Genomic DNA, 18,213 nt, shown 5'->3' on the forward strand with positions numbered 1-18,213 from the left:
GCTTTATGAAAGCAATACAACATATAGGCATCGCTATTTTTTTAGTGGGCTTTGGAATCTTTATCAGCCTTCCTTTTTTAGGCAACTTTAAACTCGATCAAAAAAGCTTTGACGAGTTGATGGTCAATCAAGGAATAAAAAGCGAAGTTTTTATACAAGACCTACAAGCCAAAATAGTGGGCAAAGATTTTTCTGGTATCACTCCCTTATCCTCTATAGTGGCAGAGGCTACTGAAAAGGCAAATGCCATTCATACCAAGAATAAGGAATGGGATAAAAAAGTCTATGCCAGTGATGATGATCTAGCCACGGCTATAAGAAAAGAGGCTGGTTACGGCTTTATTCCTGAAAATAAAGTTTTGATGTGGTTCCTCACCTTTGGACTTGGGATTTTAGGCGCTTTGATGTTTATTGTACCACAAGTGGTTACTTTAGGTAGAAAAGGAATTAAAAACAATGGTATTTATCACCAAAGTTCTACGAATAGAGGCTGGATCGCTTGGCTGGTTTTTATCTTTTTAGTTAGTTTTTACTTAGTGCTCTATTTTCAGTCAGAATATGCGGTGAACTGGACGTATTTAGTAGATCCATTAAGTAAAAGCTTGAATGGCAATCCCGCAGGGCACTGGTTTGTATATGGTTTTATGTATTGTACCGTAATGACCGTTATGGCCGTTAGAATGTATATCAAATACAGGCATAATAAATACCAAGTGTTGAGAACCACCTCAGTATGGTTCTTTCAAATTGTCTTTGCTTTTTTGATTCCTGAAATCATGGTGCGACTACAATTGTCCTATTCAAAAGGGTATGACTTTAAGAATGCATTCCCATTAGATTATGATTTCTTTTTTAGCTGGAACTTAAAGGAGTTGATCTCCAGTGGTGGACTAGGGTTGTTTATTCTCGTATGGGGAATTCTACTCACCGTGGTGATTGTTCCAGTCATGGTTTATTTCTTTGGAAAAAGGTGGTATTGTTCATGGGTTTGTGGTTGTGGCGGACTGGCCGAAACTTTAGGTGATCCTTACCGTCAGCATTCTAGTAAATCGCTTTTCTCTTGGAAAGTAGAACGCTGGTTGATTCACGGCGTACTGGTTTTTGCATTAGTAATGACTGGCTTTACTCTTTATGGCTTTTTTACCGAGGCTCATGTTGTTCTAGGAATTGAGGTGCAAAGTATTATGAATATCTACAGCTTTTTAATAGGAGCTATTTTTGCCGGAGTGATCGGGACTGGATTCTATCCTATTTTTGGTAATCGGGTGTGGTGTCGTTTTGGTTGCCCACTGGCGGCTTATTTAGGATTTGTACAGCGTTTTAAATCTCGTTTTAGGATTACCACTAATGGTGGCCAGTGCATTTCTTGTGGGAATTGCTCTACTTATTGTGAACAGGGAATAGATGTACGAGCTTATGCTCAAAAAGGAGAAAACATCGTTAGGTCCAGTTGTGTAGGATGTGGTATTTGTAGTGCTGTATGCCCGAGAGGGGTGTTAAAGCTGGAGAACGGTCCAGAATCTGGTCGTATCAATCCTACAGAAGTATTGTTAGGAAATGATGTGAACTTGATGGAGTTATTGAATAAGAATAAATAGAATAAGTGTTCCGCTTTCGCGAAACTTGTCCCGAACTAGCTTCGGGAAGCGAGACCTATACATTGATTGAAGCTAATGACGAGACTCCTTAGAATAGGTATAGATCTAAGTAAAGAAATGGCAAACAAAACTCAACCTAGTAAAGATTCTGTAGCAGATTATTTGAATACTGAGGAACCCTTGCAAAAGGAAGAGGATTGTTTTCAATTTCTTCATTTAATGGAAAAGCTCGTAGGAGAGAAAGCTAAGCTTTTGGGGTAACGTGATAAATGCAGGGACGTACCATTTTTAATATAACACAGGAAGAGAAGGGGATTTTTTTATTATAGGTTTTGCGGCAAGGTCTAAAAACATTAGTATTTATACAACAGCTTACAATGAAGAACTAGATAAGAAAAAGGCCGATTCAGATAACGTAAAATTTATAAAATCTGGTATTTACATCAACAAATGGAGTGAAATAAATAAAGAAATTATACTTTCTGAAAGTATAAGTACCAACAAAGAACATTACTCTGAATTAATTTAGAATGTCGCTATCTTTTGACCAACACAATAACCCCAGTTAGAACGTTCCCTTTTAGGTGGGTTTCTTTAGAGTCTTCATTATAGGATGGAATCTGTTTTTCAACCTCCAGCTCTATATGCAATACTTTTAAAACTGTAAAACCAGGTCGGTAATCAGTTAAGGCTGCCACAAAATCTTTAGGTATAGAAATATCATTACCTGATTCAGGGACAACTATTTTGTCAGTTGATTTTTTTAATTTCACAGTTATAGCTAGCCTTTATGGAGCCTTCTTTAATGTGATTTGCAACTAATTAACTTAAGCTTAAGCTACTACTTTTACCGTTCTATTAAGAATAAGGTTGAGGTATTGATTCACTTTCTTCTTGAGTTGATTTCTAGGGCATATAAAGTCTAAGAACCCTTTTTCTAGAAGGAACTCTGCTGTTTGGAATCCTTCTGGAAGTTCTTTTCCTGTGGTATCTCTAACCACCCGAGGTCCTGCAAAGGCAATTAATGCTCCAGGTTCTCCTATATTGATATCTCCTAACATGGCAAATGAAGCAGTTGTCCCACCTGTAGTGGGGTCGGTACACAAAGAAATATAAGGAATTCCTGCATCGCTCAATTGAGCAAGTTTTGCACTTGTTTTTGCCAGCTGCATTAATGATAATGCAGCTTCCATCATACGTGCACCACCAGATTTAGAAATGATCATAAATGGAATGTTGTTCTTAAGGGAATAGTCTGCTGCGCGAGCAATTTTTTCTCCTACAACACTACCCATAGAACCACCTATAAATGCAAAGTCCATACATGCCACTACAAGATCATTGCCTTCAGATTTACCTACTGCTGTGCGTATGGCATCTTTAAGTCCTGTTTTCTTTTGAGCTGCCTCAATACGATCGGAGTATTTCTTAGTATCCTCAAAATGTAACGGATCTTTAGAAACGATATTAGGGTTGAGTTCTTTGTATTTATTGTCGTCAAACAATATTTCAAAGTATTCATTACTACCTATTCTTACGTGGTATCCATCTTCTGGGCTCACATAAAAATTGTTTTTAAGTTGATCAGTATCTACTATCTTCCCGGTAGGCGATTTGTACCACAATCCCTTAGGGGTATCTTTTTTTGCCTCTGTAGGAGTAGTAATTCCTTTTTTGTCTCTTTTAAACCAAGCCATATCTTTTTCAATAAAAAAACATTAAAATCAATAAGGATTCAAATGCTAGGGTTTGTTTATAATGTATTAATATTATTAAGGTCTTCAAAAGCTTGCTTTAATCGCGCTTTAAAAGACTCTTCTCCTACACGCAACCACTTACGTGGGTCGTAATATTTCTTATTAGGAGAATCGGCACCAGACGAGTTGCCTATTTGAGAATGTAAAAAGTCATCGTTACTATCCATATACTTCTTAATACCTTCAGCAAATGCCCATTGCAAGTCGGTATCTATGTTCATTTTTATAACTCCGTAACCTATAGCTTCTCTTATTTCTTCTAGGGTAGAACCAGAACCACCGTGGAATACAAAATCAATGTGATTATGCGCTACATTGTATTTTTTGGAAATATATTCTTGAGAGTTTTTAAGAATTTTAGGCGTTAACTTTACATTACCAGGCTTATAAACGCCGTGAACGTTACCGAATGCTGCTGCAATAGTAAATTTATCACTCACCTTTTTAAGCTCTTCATAGGCATAAGCCACTTCTTCAGGCTGTGTGTATAGCTTGGATTCATCTACATCGCTATTATCCACACCATCTTCTTCACCACCTGTAATACCCAATTCTATTTCGAGAGTCATGTCCATTTTAGACATTCTTTCTAGGTATCGTTTACAAATCTCTATATTTTCCTCTAATGGTTCTTCACTAAGATCGATCATGTGAGAGGAGTATAAACTTTTCCCGCTTTCGCGAAAGCGTGCCTCACTAGCGTCAAGCAAACCATCAATCCAAGGCAATAAATTTTTTGAACAGTGATCTGTATGTAAAATAACGCTTGCTCCATAGGCTTCAGCAAGTCGGTGCACATGCTCTGCACCAGCGATACCGCCTAAAATTGCTGCTCTTTGGTTATCATTATTCAATCCTTTTCCAGCATTAAAAATAGAACCTCCATTGGAATACTGTATGATTACTGGGGAGTTTAACTCTGCAGCAGTTTCCATAACTGCGTTTACAGTATTAGAACCTACAACGTTTACAGCAGGCAGTGCGTATCCGTTTGCTTTTGCGTGATTGAATATTTCTTGAACTTGGTCGCCAGTGGCAACTCCAGGTTTAATTTTATGACTCATATATATAATGTATTGAATAGCAAAAATAAGCAAAAATAAACGCCTATTTTACATCTTATTAGAAAGGATAATTAATCCCGACGTTAAGGACTGATCTAGAAATTTTAAATTCCTTCAGCCACCTTCTATTTTCTTCTAGAGCAGGGTTGTAGGTTTTAAAGCCCATATCAAATCTCAATACAAAAAAGCCAAAATCATAACGCAAACCAGCACCAGTTCCAAGTGCTAGGTATTGTAAGTCACTGAGATTATTGAACATAGCATCTGGATCAACTTCACTATCGAGTACGTTAAAAATAGTACCGGCATCTGCAAAAAAAGCACCTTTAAAAGCTCCCGCAATAGGAAATCTATACTCTATATTGAAGGCCAGTTTCATGTTTGCTTCATTAAAATCATTAAGCCCCCCGGTCTTCCCTGGGCCTAATTCGTAGGCCTGCCAGGCTCTGTTATCATTAGGACCGCCAGCAAAAAAAGATCTTATAAATGGAATGTTGTCGGAGTTGCCATAAGGAATGGCAACACCGCCAAAGGCTCTGATAGCAAGAACGTGATTATTGATATATTGCCAATGTTTGATGTAGTCTATTTCTGTTTTTACGTATTGACTGTATTCTACTCCAAAAACACGTCTTCTGTTATTGTCATTTTTATTAATTCCAGCCAGGCTTGATATTCCAGAAAGTACATTTCCAGCTGCTTCTATTCTTAAATTTAACCTAGAAAAATCTTCGTCATAAATACCTACTCTATTGTTTCGGGTCCAGCTGTAACTAGAAGATATAATCAAGTTGTTTTGGGATAATCGATCCCTGCGTTCCCTAATATTTCTTAGGACTTCTCTTTGAGCATCATCTGCGCCCAAATCTCCAGCTATCGCATCGTTTATAAATGCTGTAGTACCTTCTGGAATGGTCAAGTTACCGCTATCGTTGACATAAGTGGGATCATTGATGTTCAGGTTGTTTGCCAGATCATTAATGCTTCCATAACTGCTTTGATAGACATTAAAAAAATTGCCTGGATCTAGATTACGTACATATTGCGCGTTGACTAAGTCCAACCTAGTGCTTTTTATAGGCGTCTGTCTCCAATTATAAGTAAGTGCTCCATTAAGACTTTGTTTATCCAGTCCAATATTTGTCTGACTAAAGAAACCAACTGAAAAATTGGTAGTTGGAGACATGTATTTAGGAATGAAACTATCGAGACTAAAAGGTAGGAAAAGACGTGGAAAACTCAAACGTGCATCTGCACCCAATTCTTGTAGATCAAAAAATCTAGAATCTCCATTTGCAGCATTGGTACTGGCGCCAATGTTACCTCTAAAAGAGATGTCTAGCAGCTCGTTACCTCTAAAAAGATTTCTTATCAATAACGAGGTGTTGAGACCTACTCCTATGGCTTGTATGTTGCTATGTGTAGCCTCAACTCCATAGGTGAATTCAAATTTCTTTTTTGAAGTCAACAATACATTTGCAATAAGATCGGTCCCAGTAGAATCTCTAGGATCAGCATCGTATCTAATGGCAGGGTATAAAAAGCTCTGAAGTTCTGTAATTCTTCTGTAGGTTCTGTCTCGATCAAGGTCCCTATAGATATCTCCTTTATGAAAAAAGATCGCATTAGTTAGTGTAGCGTTTTTGTACTTGCGTTTTCCAAAACGCAGGATATTGTAATCCTCGTATTTCAAAGTGTCGGCCGCTTTGTCGTTTGTGGCATTTTGATAATCAGGAATGATGTTGACTTCACTAATCTTATGTACTTTGTAAGGAACCGTAATGGTAGAGTCTCCATCTTTTACCTCACGATCTTTAATGATTAAAGTGATAGTTGCTTTTTGATTGGTATTCACCGTATCTCCTTCAAACCTTATGTTTTCTTTTTCCATATGAAAAGCACCGTGATCTCTAAAATAGGAGTTAAGTCGATCTCTTTCTGCATTGATATCCGGTGTAAAATATTGCTCTCCTTTTTTAATAATACTTTCTGATTTAACGATTTGATATAGGGAATCAATTACAGGAGCAGCTATTTGAGTAATAATGCTATCTATTTTGTAAGGTTGGTTCTTGGTAACGTAATATTCTATCCAGGCTCGTTTTTTGCTCTTATTCTCCTTCACTTTGTGATCGACCTCTGTGTTAAACCACCCTTGATTCCAATGCCAAGCTCTTAATCTTTCTTTAGATTTTTCAATTGCCAGTTCATCAATGATCACTGGTGCTTCTCCTGTTTTTTTTAACCAATTATTAAAGTCGACAAGGCTTTGCCCTAATCTCACAGTTTGTTTCTCCGAAAGTATGGCATTGCGTCTTTTTAAACCTTTGGGATGCTCTTGCATCCATTTGAAATATATAGAATCCCGATGAGGTCTTGCAAGGTTATAAATGTGCAGTCCTAGAGGTATACCGAGTATTTTTTGATTAGGTTGCACTACAGGAAGTGTGTTCACTCTAAGATCCTTGGGGGCAACACTATCAACTAAAACAATACTTTTGGTAAGTAGTTTTTTTCCTTCAGGAACGCGTTGGACAGCGTTACAGGAAACTAATAAGGTAATAAGCACTATAATTAAGCCTATTTTTGCATGAAGTCCTGTCTTTTCCATAATACAATATTCAAAAATACGATTATAAATGGTTACTAAAAGCAAGTTGAAGCTCATCAAATCTCTTAAAAGGAAAAAAATAAGAGAGGAACACCAACTTTTCATTGTAGAAGGATACAAATCTATTAGAGAACTCCTTGATGCTGGTCTTATTGCAGAAGATATTCTTATTGTTTCTGGGAACCATCAACTGGATGATTTAGAACCTAAAATTATATCTGCGAAGGATATGAATATTCTTTCCAACCTTAAAACTGCACCAGGCTACCTAGCAGTTTTTAACATGATTCAAAATCAAGAGCTCCCTACTACAGGTAAAATAATAGCCCTGGATGACGTAAAAGACCCTGGTAATTTAGGAACGATTATACGATTGGCAGATTGGTTTGGTATAGAACATATTGTTTGTAGTCATGAAACAGTAGATGTTTATAATTCAAAGTCGGTCCAGGCAACTATGGCATCTCTAGCAAGAGTTCAAATTCACTATACGAATCTTAAGGAGTACCTCAGTAATGCTGCACTTCCTATTTTTCCTGCCGTAATGGGTGGAACAAGTATTTATACAGAAAAATTGCCAGAACAAGGGATCCTTGTCATGGGCAATGAATCCCACGGAATACGGGAAGAATTAGTAGCCATGGGGACTCCAATAAGTATACCTCCATATGGAAAGTTACAAAACACAGAAAGTCTTAATGTAGCTATGGCGACATCTGTAATTTTAGGAGAATGGCTGCGCTCTTCATCTATATAGATCATATGAGAAAATATCATAACTCAAATGTGGCATAAACAATAGTTCATTGGCGCTTTCGCGAAAGCGGTACAATAGCAGTCTTATACCTCCTATTTTAAAAATGCTCTAAATGAACAGCAGGGTAGTTACACTACAGGTATGCTTAGAGGCTATAATTCTTCGGATCTGAAAATGTTCCAAATTAAGCACAGGATAGGTTACACTATACACGTGTTACTGAAATGTGAAGTTGATAAAAAGGCCCCGAGACTGCATGCTTGTGATATTTCCAGTCCAAGGACTATTAGGGTCGGCGTCACGCACGAGTTCGTCTCCCATGGCAAACACCCCTCTTATGGAAGGAGAGAATTTGAAATAATACAAATAAAGATCTACACCTATTCCCAATTCATAATTAAAAACACTGGTAGTTTGTCTGAATTGTCCTGCACTATTGTCGTCTGGATTATCTTGATTACTACTCAAGTTATTGGACCAAGAAGCTCCAGCCACAATAAATGGTTTCCAATTGTTGGCCCTTTTTGTGGAGAATTTTATTAACAGCGGAACGTGGATGTAGGTGGAAGTCACCTCGCGCTCTATTTCTGCTGCGGTGGTAAGTGAAGGGTTTTGAAAAGTTAAATTTCTAGTGGCAAAAACAATTCCAGGTTCTAGTCTTAAATTGAAGTAATCATTAAGACGTAAATCACCCAAAAGGCCTACATTAAAACCAGCACTGGATTCAGTGATGATATCCTCTGTGATTTCATTATAATCAAATTTGTAATCATAAGAATTGAAACCTAAATAATAACCCCAAGACAAAGTCTTCTGATCAAAGTTTTCTAAGTTTTTAATTTTTTCTTTTGAAAATAATTGAGCACTTGCGGTTTGAATGCCTATTGCTACAACTATGATAACCAGTAGGTGTCTCATATTATGATTTTACTGCTTTATAAATGGTGGATGCACCATGAAATTGCAATTCGTTTTGTACTTCTTTAAACCCTACTTTCTTTAAAATATTGTTGAACTTCTCTCCATAAGGAAATTTAGAAGCACTATTGGATAAATAACGGTAAGCGATTTTATCCTTTGAAAATAATTTCCCAAGTGTAGGTACGATCACACCAGAATAAAAATAATAACCTTGCTTAAAAGGAAACGTTGTAGGTACACTGGTTTCTAAAATCACTAAAATTCCACCAGGTTTTAAAACTCTTAAAATCTCAGTCAATCCTTTTTCAAGATCTTCAAAATTACGCACTCCGTAAGAAACGGTTACGGCGTCTATAGAGGCATCTTCAAATTGCAAATTTTCAGAATCCCCCAATACCATTTTAACACGCTCATCTAAATGCGCTTCTGTTACTTTTACCTTGCCTACCTCTAGCATACCGGAAGAAATATCTAAACCAATTAGCTTTTTTGCGTCAGTTTGTTGTGCCATTTTAATAACCAAATCACCAGTTCCAGTAGCGATATCCATGATCACTTCTGGATGCTGTGCTGCAACTATTTTCACGACATTATCACGCCATTTTTGGTCAAGACCAAGAGAGATCATTCGGTTGAGACCATCATACTCTTTACTTATGGTGTCAAACATCTTAGTGACTTGTTCTTTTTTTCCAGAATCTTCTTTTTGGTAAGGCTTTACTTCTTTTGACACAATTTTCAATTTAAAGGAGCAAATATAATGCAGAGTGTTGAGCTTATTGCTATGCTGCTTTCTAATCTATTTCTTGGAGGGAGGTTGAAGTAAGGACAGCTCAATGCGAAAGCGGTGTATTATTCAATGGATCATTAAAAACTCAGTTTTTTTAAATTTTAGATTACATTCTAGTATCTTTGACTTGTTACAGATACGATTCTATGAAAATCATTATTGCAGGGGCTGGCGAGGTAGGTTTTCATTTAGCAAAACTACTCTCTTATGAGTCACAAGATATTACATTAATTGATCCTGTTCAGGAAAGTTTGCATTACGCAGATACTCATTTAGATATACGAGTGATGCGAGGTGATTCTACATCGATTAAAATTCTTCAAGATGCACGAATAGATCAAGCAGATTTAGTGATAGCGGTGACCAGTAGTGAAACTACCAATATCACTATTTGTGTGCTGGCAAAACAACTGGGCGCAAAACGTACTATTGCACGTATCACCAATACAGAATTTCTAGAACATCAAGATTCTATTGGGTTTGCAGGATTTGGGATTGATGAGTTGATCTCTCCTGAAGCTTTGGCGAGTAAGGAAATTGAACTACTCCTCAATCAAAGTGCTTTTAACGATAGTTATGAGTTTGAGCAAGGAGCACTTACTATGGTAGGGGTGAACCTGCAGCGCACCGCACAATTTGTTGGTAAAACAGTGCAACAGGCAGGAGAAATTTTTCCTGAAATCCATTTTATGCCTATTGCTATACAGCGTTTTGGTACTCAATATACCTTAATCCCTAGAGGGGATACCCAGTTTAAAGAAGGTGATCAAGTGTATTTTATAACCACCACTGGTGGAGTGGAGGAATTGTATAAGCTTACTGGGAAAACAAAACACGTCATGCGTAATGTTATGATATTAGGAGGTAGTAACATAGGTAAACAAAGTGCCATGCAGCTGGCTAAGGCCGGTGTCAATGTGAAATTGATAGAAAAGGATGCCAAAAAAGCATTTGATCTGGCGGATGCATTACCAGAGGTGCTGGTTCTCAACGGCGATGGCCGCAATGTGGAACTGCTTCAAGAAGAAAATATTCATGAAATGGACGCTTTTATCGCAGTTACAGGAAATAGTGAGACCAATATCATTTCCTGTTTGATGGCAAAAAGTAAAAGCGTCAAGAAAACTATATCACTTGTAGAGAATATGGATTATTTTCAATTGTCTCATAGTATTGGAATAGACACACTGATTAATAAAAAATTACTTGCAGCTAATAATATCTTTCGATATGTGCGCAAAGGAGAAGTAGTTGCGATGACAAAACTCAACAACATGAATGCCGAGTTGCTAGAGTTTATCGTACAACCAGATAGTGCAGTATGTGGAAAAAGGATAGCAAATGCAGGGGTGCCTAGAAGCGCAATCATAGGTGGAGTGATAAGAGAAGGGATAGGTAATATAGTTTTGGGAAGTTTTGTTATCGAGGCAGGAGATCGAGTGGTCGTTTGTTGTTTACCACGTTCCATTTCAAAGGTGGAAAAACTTTTCTTATAATGACACAACTTAATTATAAGATCATTGTTTTTATCATGGGACTGCTTTTAGTTTTTAACGGCGGGTTCATGTTACTATCTGCATTAGTTAGCGCTATTTATGCAGAGAGTGAAGGTTTTGATATTCTTGCCGCTGCAGGTGTGGCTGTAACTCTAGGAGGCTTAGTGATGTTCCTGACCCGTAATCATATAAAAGTGCTGAATAAAAAGGATGGTTATCTCATTGTAACTTTAGGCTGGTTGATCATGGCATTTGCCGGTACTATGCCTTATATGTTTACAGGCGCGATCACTAATTATACCGATGCCTTTTTTGAGACCATGAGTGGTTTTACCACTACGGGTGCTAGTATCATGAACGATATAGAAATCATGCCCAAAGGGATTCTATTTTGGCGCAGCCTCACTCACTGGATAGGGGGTATGGGTATTATTGTTCTCGCTGTCGCTATCTTACCTTTATTGGGAATTGGAGGTATGCAGCTTTTTGCTGCAGAGGCTCCTGGTCCAAGTGCCGATAAGTTGCATCCACGCATCACAGATACAGCAAAAAGGCTTTGGTTGATTTATGTAGGTTTTACTACAATAGAAACCTTGTTACTTAGAATTGCTGGAATGGGCTGGTTTGATGCAGTGAATCATTCCTTAAGTACACTTTCTACGGGAGGTTTTTCAACAAAAAATGCGAGTATAGCTTTCTGGAATGACCATCCAGCTATACAATGGATCATCATTACCTTTATGTTTATTGCTGGAGCCAACTTTGTTTTAAGTTACTTTGCTATTAAAGGAAGGTTGAGCAAAATTTTAAATGATACAGAGTTCAAATGGTATACTTTTTTTGTAGTGGGTTTTTCTATTTTAGGAGGAATCCTGATTTACTTTCAGGCAGACCCATTGTCCTCCTCTATTGCACATCCAATGGTGTTGGGAGAAGCTGAAAGTGCCATTAGACACAGTACTTTTCAAGTTTTAGCCGTCATTACAACTACTGGATTTGTTTCGGCAGACTATACCATGTGGACCCCTTTTTTAACCATCATGTTTTTTGGTTTGTTCTTTTTAGGCGGTAGTGCGGGTTCCACTGCTGGCGGAATTAAAGTGATGCGTCATATTATTTTAATACGCAACGGTATTATGGAATTTAAAAGAACACTGCATCCAAATGCTATTTTACCTATACGCTATAATGGTAGCGCTTTACAAAGTGGTATTGTTTTCAATGTACTGGGATTCTTTATTCTTTACATGCTTTCTTTTATAATAGGAGCCACTGTGCTAGCCGCTTTAGGATTAGATTTTGAAACAGCTATTGGTGGTGCTTTAAGTAGTCTAGGGAACGTTGGACCAGCTTTTGGTGACCTATCTCCTGTAGCTAATTTTGCTGGATTACCTCAGTTAGGAAAATGGTGGTGTTGTTTTTTAATGTTGATAGGTAGACTGGAGTTGTTTACTGTGTTAATCCTATTGACCCCTTTTTTCTGGAGGAATAGGTAGTTTTTAATTACCCATTCACAATCCAAATCGCTATTGGGGTAAAATAAAGAATCCATAAACTCGTGGTTGTGCCTTGAGTTTATGGATCGTCTGATTTCTTACATCCTTTAAGCGGTGCTGTTCAAGATTTTTTTATGATAAGAGAAGTTTCCTCTATAGAGGAGAGGCCAAATTGGGGATAGCCTGTTTGATATATTCTTATCAGATCAATTAATTTTATGAAAGCACTTCTTTAATCCTTCTAATAGCCTCTGTTATTTGTTCTGAACTAGCCGCATAAGAAATGCGAATACAATTAGGAGCGCCAAAATCTTCTCCAGAAACGGTAGCTACATTTGCTTCTTCCAATAACATTAAAGAGAAGTCGCTTGAGGTTTTAATTTGATGTCCTTTTACTGTTTTTCCAAACCATTCTGAAATATCTGGAAACACATAAAATGCACCATCAGGAACATCTGTGATAACCCCTTTAAGCTCAGAAAGCAGGTTTAAAATTAAGTCACGGCGTTCTGCAAATGCATCGATCATGTATTGGATTTTTGAAACAGGAGCTTCTAGTGCGGTGATTACAGCTCGTTGTGCGATGCAGTTCGTGCCGCTGGTAATTTGACCTTGCATCTTGTTACATGCCCTAGCAATCCATGTTGGTGCGCCTATATAACCTACCCTCCATCCAGTCATCGCAAATGCCTTACTCACACCGTTTATAGTGACAGTACGATCATACATGCTTGGAATAGCTGCCATGCTTGCATGCTTTCCTGTGTAGTTAATATGTTCATAGATTTCATCGCTTACTACGATGATATTAGGATAGTCAACAAGTACCTCTGCAAATGCTTGTAGTTCTTCTTCTGTGTACAAACTACCGCTTGGGTTGTTAGGGGAAGAAAACAACATCATTTTAGTTTTAGGAGTAATGGCAGCTCTCAATTGTGCTGCGGTAATTTTAAAGTTTTGCTCTACACCAGCGCTTACTTCCACAGGGGTGCCTTCAGCAAGTTCCACTATGGCGGCATAACTCACCCAGTAAGGAGCAGGAAGAATACACTCATCTCCTTTATTGAGCAATACCATAGCAACGTTGGCAATAGATTGTTTTGCTCCCGTAGAGACTACGATCTGACTGCGGTCATAAGTCAAGTGGTTGTCTCTTTTAAATTTGAGTATGATCGCATCTTTGAGTTCGTTGTAGCCGTCTACAGGAGAATAACTGTTGTAATTCTCGTTGATGGCTCTTATGGCGGCATCCTTTACAAAATCTGGAGTATTAAAATCAGGCTCACCTAGGCTTAAACCTATGATGTCTTTACCTTGTTCTTTTAATTCGCGAGCTTTCGCGGCCATTGCTAGTGTTGCACTTACAGGTAAATTGTTAATGCGATCAGAAAGTTGAGAGTTCATAGTCTTTTAATTATAACACAAAAATATCACAACACTTGAATTAACAATCGCATATGGCGACAATTAATATTTTATTTTTGCACAAAATATAAATAGTGCATCAAATTATAAAAGAATACTTCCCACACCTTACAGCTCATCAGTTAGAACAATTTTCAAAACTGGGAGATTTATATACAGAGTGGAACGCGCAGATCAATGTGATTTCTAGAAAAGATATCGATCAGTTATATACCAGACATGTGTTACATTCTTTAGGGATTGTTTCTGTAGTTCGCTTTCGCGAAAGCTTACCCAATACATCAGGCGGGACTAGAGTGTTGGATGTAGGAACAGGTGGGGGCTTTCCTGGGATACCACTGGCCATTATGTTTCCTAAAACAAGTTTTCATCTTATTGACGCAATAGGTAAAAAAATTAAAGTAGTCGACGCTGTTGTGGAGGCTTTGGGATTAGAGAACGTAACTACCGAGCATGGAAGAGCAGAAACAGTGAAAGGGCGTTTTGATTTTATCGTATCAAGAGCAGTTACTAACATGCCCGATTTTGTAACTTGGGTAAAGAATAAAGTCAGGAAGGATAGTTTTCACACCTTGAAAAATGGGATTCTTTATTTAAAAGGGGGCGATCTTACAGAAGAGTTAAAACAATTTCCTAAAGCTCGTGTATACGAGTTAGAAGAAGTTTTTGAAGACCCATTTTTTCAAACAAAAAAAGTAGTGCACTTGGAATTATAGTAAAAAAAAGGAGTTCGAAGGAAGCTCCTTTTTCTATAGAGAGCTATTTTTTTCTAGAAATTAGTGCTTAAGTTTAACGTAAACCCAGTATTTTCTGGAACAAACCTGCAAACACCTCCCACACAAATAAGACCACCACGCTGGCGACCAAAGTTAAGAGCGATCCTACTTCTTCCTTTGGTATAGCTGCCTCCTAATGAATAATAGTGAATATCTGTTTCACTATAATTATATAGATCAAGTGCATAAATGGATAGGGAGGAGCTAAATGCATATTCTAATGTAGCGGCAGCCCAATTGCCTCGATCAGCATCTGCTGCTAGATGTTGTAAATCCAGGCGCATACTTTTGCCATCTTCTAATTCATAAAGAAAATCACCTACTATGGCGGTACCATTAAGTCTAAAAGTAGCTCCTTCAATAATGATTCCATCGTAATAGGTTTGTGTTCCAGTTAACTTTACCGAAAAGCGATCGTTTATTTTTTTATAAACTTCAAGGCTGTATTCTTCAAAGTAACGCTCCCCTCTGGAGAAAAGAGAAGCTTCATAGGTGTTGTTGGCAAGGTCAAAACTTGCCTCTAGGCCACTCCAATTAGAGTAGTTGAATGAAAAAGTTGTTCCTTTTTCACCTCCTAACAAGCTTCCTTTTTTAGCGGTGTAAACGACGTCTAATTGGCCCCCTATTTCACCAGCTTTGTTTTCAGCAGGTGAGAGTAAGGCCTGTGGGGCATATACATATATATTGCTTACCGCATAGCTGCTCTGTTTGGTATAGCCAGGTATGAAGTTAATAGTTTGCTGTAAAAATGCATTTCCTTGTTGTTCACGATCAGAATAAAAACCCATATTTTCAAGAGATCTAACTACTGCGTTTACCCCTAGTCCGGGCACCGCATAACCTGCGGTAAAAAGAAATGCTCTTCCATCGCTATAAGTTCCATTTTGAGCAGTACCACCTAAAATAAATGCATCAGGCTCTTTATAAACGTATTCAAAACCAAAATTTAAGGCTTTCATAAAAACATCAGATCGGATACTGTAGGCATTTACGGTAGCTGGAAAATTTGGATCCGGACTGGTAGACGGCTGGTAACGGCCTACATAACTTGCCCCTACACGTATAGAAGTCTCTAGGTTTAATGCGCTTCCTAGATCTAATTCGGTATTTACACCTTGGACAGTTCCCTCAGATAGCTCAAAAGCAGCTCTTTGGTTTCCTGAAAAGCCTGTAGCCTCAAGATAATCAGTAAACTGATAATTTACTCTTATACCCCTTATGGAATTATCAACACCCAGGGTATGGTCCTCCCATGATCTATAAATCAATCCGCTACCGAATTGATCGTAAAAGTTTCCTGCAGTTACATCTAGTTTTTTATGTCTAAAGTTGGCAAAGAAAGTTGCTATTGCATTATCGGCATAGCCAGGAAAATAACCTAATAACGGAGAGGGTTGGTACATTTCATATTGTGCACCTGCGGTAAACTTGCCGTAGTTGTAATTTAATTTAAAGTAATTATTAGATCTTAATTGGTCTTGAGGTGCTGTAATACCTATTCCATCACCGTCATTATCAAGTCCGGGATCATTTTGATACCATTGTGAGTTGGATTCAAAGCCTCCAGTGAAGTTTCCATTCTGTGCTTTTGAAATATTTAGACAACAAATTGCTGCAGCGGTAAAAAGTAATTTTTTCATAAAGTTAGGGTGGTTTGGATTCGGAATTCTATTAATCAAGATGTTTTTTGAATTCTTCAAATAATTCAAGTTCTGCACCTGGCGTAAAACTGGAATGGCGGTAAACTATTTTATTGTTTTTTACAATCAAGGTCAATGGAATTTGGGGGTTTCCTAAAGATCTGATCAACACATTTTTAGTATCCAATAGAATCTCGTAAGGCCAGTTGCGTCCCATCGATTCTGTTTTTACTCTTTGTTTTGTGCGAGCATCATCTGTCGCAATAGCAACTACCTCAAAGCCAAATTCTTTCTGTTGATATGAATAGTGCTCTTTAATAGCGTCCAATTCCCGCATACAAGGAGTGCACCAAGTTGCCCAAAATGAAAAGACGATAGGGGTCCCTTCAGATAGTTGTTGTATGTTGACTTTTTTTCCTGAAATGTTTCTTAAGATTAATTCTGGTAATTCTGTTTGTGCTTTCGCGAAAGCGAAACTTAAAAAAGCGGTTAAGAATATTAATTGTTTCATAAGTAGGAATAAGGTTTAAGATATGCAATGATAATTATTTCAATCTAATAATAAGGAGAAAGCATCAAAATCAATTTTTTTCGCAAAACTTCCTCAAATAATAATTAAAATATTGAAAAAGGGTTACATTTGAAAAATCCTTAAATAAAAGTTAAAACACAATTTATGAAAACAGCTAATTTTTTAAAGATGTTTGCCTTATTTCTTGCAATTGGCATAACTTCTTGTACCACTGAGCCTACCGATCAAAATGAAGGAGGCAACAACAATGGCAATGGTGAACTTATTTTATCTGCAGACGAGAGCAGGGTTTATGAAAATACTATCGTAACTTTTACAGTAACTGATGCTGCTGGAGCAAATGTTACTTCCAATGCCACCATCTCAGTAGATGGGAATGATATAGGAGGCAATATTTTTAATATGGTGGGAATAGGAACTAAAACAGTTACGGCTGTGGTAGGTTCTGATAATGCAAATTCTCTCACTGTAGAGGTGATTCAGCCTAGTTTTACCACTAAAGCTTTAATTGAAGATTACACTGGTGCATGGTGTGGGTGGTGCCCGCGTATATCTCAAGGAATTATTGATGTTCACAATGCTACAAATGGTGAAAATGTAATTGCAGTTGCAGTTCATAATGGTGACTCTATGCAGTTTCCATTAGAAGCTCAAATGAGATCACAGTTTGGGGTTACTGGTTTTCCGACGGGAATACTAAATAGAGATGCCGAGTGGCAAGCGGTTACAGGAAGCACGATGAATGTTTCACAACCTATGGCTTTACTTAATGGTACTAGACCTCTAGGATTAGCAATTAATTCTACGATGAGTGGAAATTCAGTTTCTGCTACTATTAAGGTTGGTTTTGACTTTGATACCAGCGATATGAAATTAGTGGCTATGTTATTAGAAAATGGTAAAGTAGCCCCGCAAACTAACTATACTAATAATTGGGGTGGTGTGAGCACTATTTCAAATTTTGTTCATAATGACATTTTGAGAGCTGCATTTACAGACATTTTTGGAGATGCAATTCCAGCTGATCAACAAGTAGGTGGTGGTGAGTATTCGGTAACTTTATCTGCTAATATTCCTTCTGGAACAAATACTGCAGATATGGATATTGTTGCTTTTGTTGTAGACGGTTCCGGTAAAGTGGTAAACGTACAGCATGCAGCGGTAGGTGCAACTGTTGATTTTGACTAAAACACTAAATAGTCTGTTTTTAGAAAAGCGCCCGTACAGGGCGCTTTTTTTATGGAACCTATTCTTTAGAAATAACTTAAGACTTTTATTAGGTAGTGGGAAAAGGTTAACACTGTGTAGAAGATGAACAGAAACCAAAACAGCAGCTCTTTTTCTTAGAAT

General features: G+C 37.6%; 16 protein-coding genes. 7 read left to right on the top strand and 9 right to left on the bottom strand.

Going from position 1 to position 18,213, the window contains the following annotated elements; genetic code table 11:
* Positions 1 to 5: 5 nt before the first annotated feature.
* Together KG732_RS04845 and KG732_RS04850 are read left to right on the top strand one after the other, a co-directional pair.
* Positions 6 to 1,598 (top strand): 4Fe-4S binding protein, encoded by a 1,593-nt coding sequence (locus tag KG732_RS04845; protein ID WP_213521350.1) that lies wholly within the window; start codon positions 6 to 8, stop codon positions 1,596 to 1,598.
* Positions 1,599 to 1,673: 75 nt separating this feature from the next.
* A complete protein-coding gene (locus tag KG732_RS04850; RefSeq protein ID WP_213521351.1) occupies positions 1,674 to 1,859 on the top strand; it encodes a hypothetical protein in 186 nt (61 codons plus the stop codon).
* 275 nt (positions 1,860 to 2,134) lie between these two features.
* Here KG732_RS04850 and KG732_RS04855 read toward each other — a convergent pair whose 3' ends face one another.
* The 4 genes from KG732_RS04855 to KG732_RS04870 are packed head-to-tail and all read right to left on the bottom strand — an operon-like array spanning position 2,135 to position 7,030.
* Positions 2,135 to 2,371, bottom strand: coding sequence for a hypothetical protein (locus KG732_RS04855; RefSeq protein WP_213521352.1), 237 nt, complete (start codon positions 2,369 to 2,371; stop codon positions 2,135 to 2,137).
* Positions 2,372 to 2,431: 60 nt separating this feature from the next.
* Positions 2,432 to 3,295: an acetyl-CoA carboxylase, carboxyltransferase subunit beta gene (accD, locus tag KG732_RS04860; RefSeq protein ID WP_213521353.1), complete on the bottom strand. Its 864-nt coding sequence runs from the start codon at positions 3,293 to 3,295 to the stop codon at positions 2,432 to 2,434.
* Positions 3,296 to 3,351: 56 nt separating this feature from the next.
* On the bottom strand, positions 3,352 to 4,419 hold the full coding sequence (gene fbaA / locus KG732_RS04865; RefSeq protein ID WP_213521354.1) for a class II fructose-bisphosphate aldolase: 1,068 nt from the start codon (positions 4,417 to 4,419) through the stop codon (positions 3,352 to 3,354).
* Positions 4,420 to 4,477: 58 nt separating this feature from the next.
* Positions 4,478 to 7,030 carry a BamA/TamA family outer membrane protein gene (locus KG732_RS04870; RefSeq protein ID WP_213521355.1) on the bottom strand — a complete coding sequence of 851 codons (2,553 nt, stop codon included), beginning with the start codon at positions 7,028 to 7,030 and terminating at the stop codon, positions 4,478 to 4,480.
* A 28-nt stretch (positions 7,031 to 7,058) separates the two neighbouring features.
* Here KG732_RS04870 and KG732_RS04875 point away from each other — a divergent pair, with 28 nt between their 5' ends.
* Complete coding sequence (locus KG732_RS04875) at positions 7,059 to 7,787, top strand: RNA methyltransferase (RefSeq protein WP_213521356.1); 729 nt, start codon at positions 7,059 to 7,061, stop codon at positions 7,785 to 7,787.
* A 216-nt stretch (positions 7,788 to 8,003) separates the two neighbouring features.
* Here KG732_RS04875 and KG732_RS04880 read toward each other — a convergent pair whose 3' ends face one another.
* Together KG732_RS04880 and ubiE are read right to left on the bottom strand one after the other, a co-directional pair.
* The gene (locus KG732_RS04880; RefSeq protein ID WP_213521357.1) at positions 8,004 to 8,705 is read right to left on the bottom strand and encodes a porin family protein; all 702 of its coding nucleotides are present in this window, start codon (positions 8,703 to 8,705) and stop codon (positions 8,004 to 8,006) included.
* A gap of 1 nt (position 8,706) precedes the next feature.
* Positions 8,707 to 9,441, bottom strand: a complete 735-nt coding sequence (ubiE, locus tag KG732_RS04885) for a bifunctional demethylmenaquinone methyltransferase/2-methoxy-6-polyprenyl-1,4-benzoquinol methylase UbiE (RefSeq protein WP_213521358.1) — start codon at positions 9,439 to 9,441, stop codon at positions 8,707 to 8,709.
* A 203-nt stretch (positions 9,442 to 9,644) separates the two neighbouring features.
* Between ubiE and trkA the strand changes: the two genes are divergently transcribed.
* Together trkA and KG732_RS04895 are read left to right on the top strand one after the other, a co-directional pair.
* Positions 9,645 to 10,994, top strand: a complete 1,350-nt coding sequence (trkA, locus tag KG732_RS04890; protein ID WP_213521359.1) for a Trk system potassium transporter TrkA — start codon at positions 9,645 to 9,647, stop codon at positions 10,992 to 10,994.
* A complete protein-coding gene (locus tag KG732_RS04895) occupies positions 10,994 to 12,490 on the top strand; it encodes a TrkH family potassium uptake protein (RefSeq protein WP_213521360.1) in 1,497 nt (498 codons plus the stop codon). Before trkA ends, KG732_RS04895 begins: the two co-directional genes overlap by 1 nt.
* Positions 12,491 to 12,706: 216 nt before the next feature.
* On the opposite strand, the gene KG732_RS04900 is transcribed toward KG732_RS04895, so the two are convergent.
* Positions 12,707 to 13,894, bottom strand: coding sequence for a pyridoxal phosphate-dependent aminotransferase (locus KG732_RS04900; RefSeq protein WP_213521361.1), 1,188 nt, complete (start codon positions 13,892 to 13,894; stop codon positions 12,707 to 12,709).
* Positions 13,895 to 13,989: 95 nt separating this feature from the next.
* Between KG732_RS04900 and rsmG the strand changes: the two genes are divergently transcribed.
* Positions 13,990 to 14,631 carry a 16S rRNA (guanine(527)-N(7))-methyltransferase RsmG gene (rsmG, locus tag KG732_RS04905; RefSeq protein ID WP_213521362.1) on the top strand — a complete coding sequence of 214 codons (642 nt, stop codon included), beginning with the start codon at positions 13,990 to 13,992 and terminating at the stop codon, positions 14,629 to 14,631.
* Positions 14,632 to 14,684: 53 nt separating this feature from the next.
* Here the strand turns inward: rsmG and KG732_RS04910 are convergent, their stop codons facing one another.
* Positions 14,685 to 16,331, bottom strand: a complete 1,647-nt coding sequence (locus tag KG732_RS04910; protein ID WP_213521363.1) for a DUF6029 family protein — start codon at positions 16,329 to 16,331, stop codon at positions 14,685 to 14,687.
* 31 nt (positions 16,332 to 16,362) lie between these two features.
* Complete coding sequence (locus tag KG732_RS04915) at positions 16,363 to 16,842, bottom strand: TlpA disulfide reductase family protein (RefSeq protein WP_213521364.1); 480 nt, start codon at positions 16,840 to 16,842, stop codon at positions 16,363 to 16,365.
* 165 nt (positions 16,843 to 17,007) lie between these two features.
* On the opposite strand from KG732_RS04915, the gene KG732_RS04920 reads away from it, so the two are divergent.
* Positions 17,008 to 18,051, top strand: coding sequence for an Omp28-related outer membrane protein (locus KG732_RS04920; RefSeq protein ID WP_213521365.1), 1,044 nt, complete (start codon positions 17,008 to 17,010; stop codon positions 18,049 to 18,051).
* The last annotated feature ends 162 nt before the right edge of the window (positions 18,052 to 18,213 follow it).

This window comes from Nonlabens sp., from assembly GCF_018401815.1.
GTDB lineage: Bacteria > Bacteroidota > Bacteroidia > Flavobacteriales > Flavobacteriaceae > Nonlabens.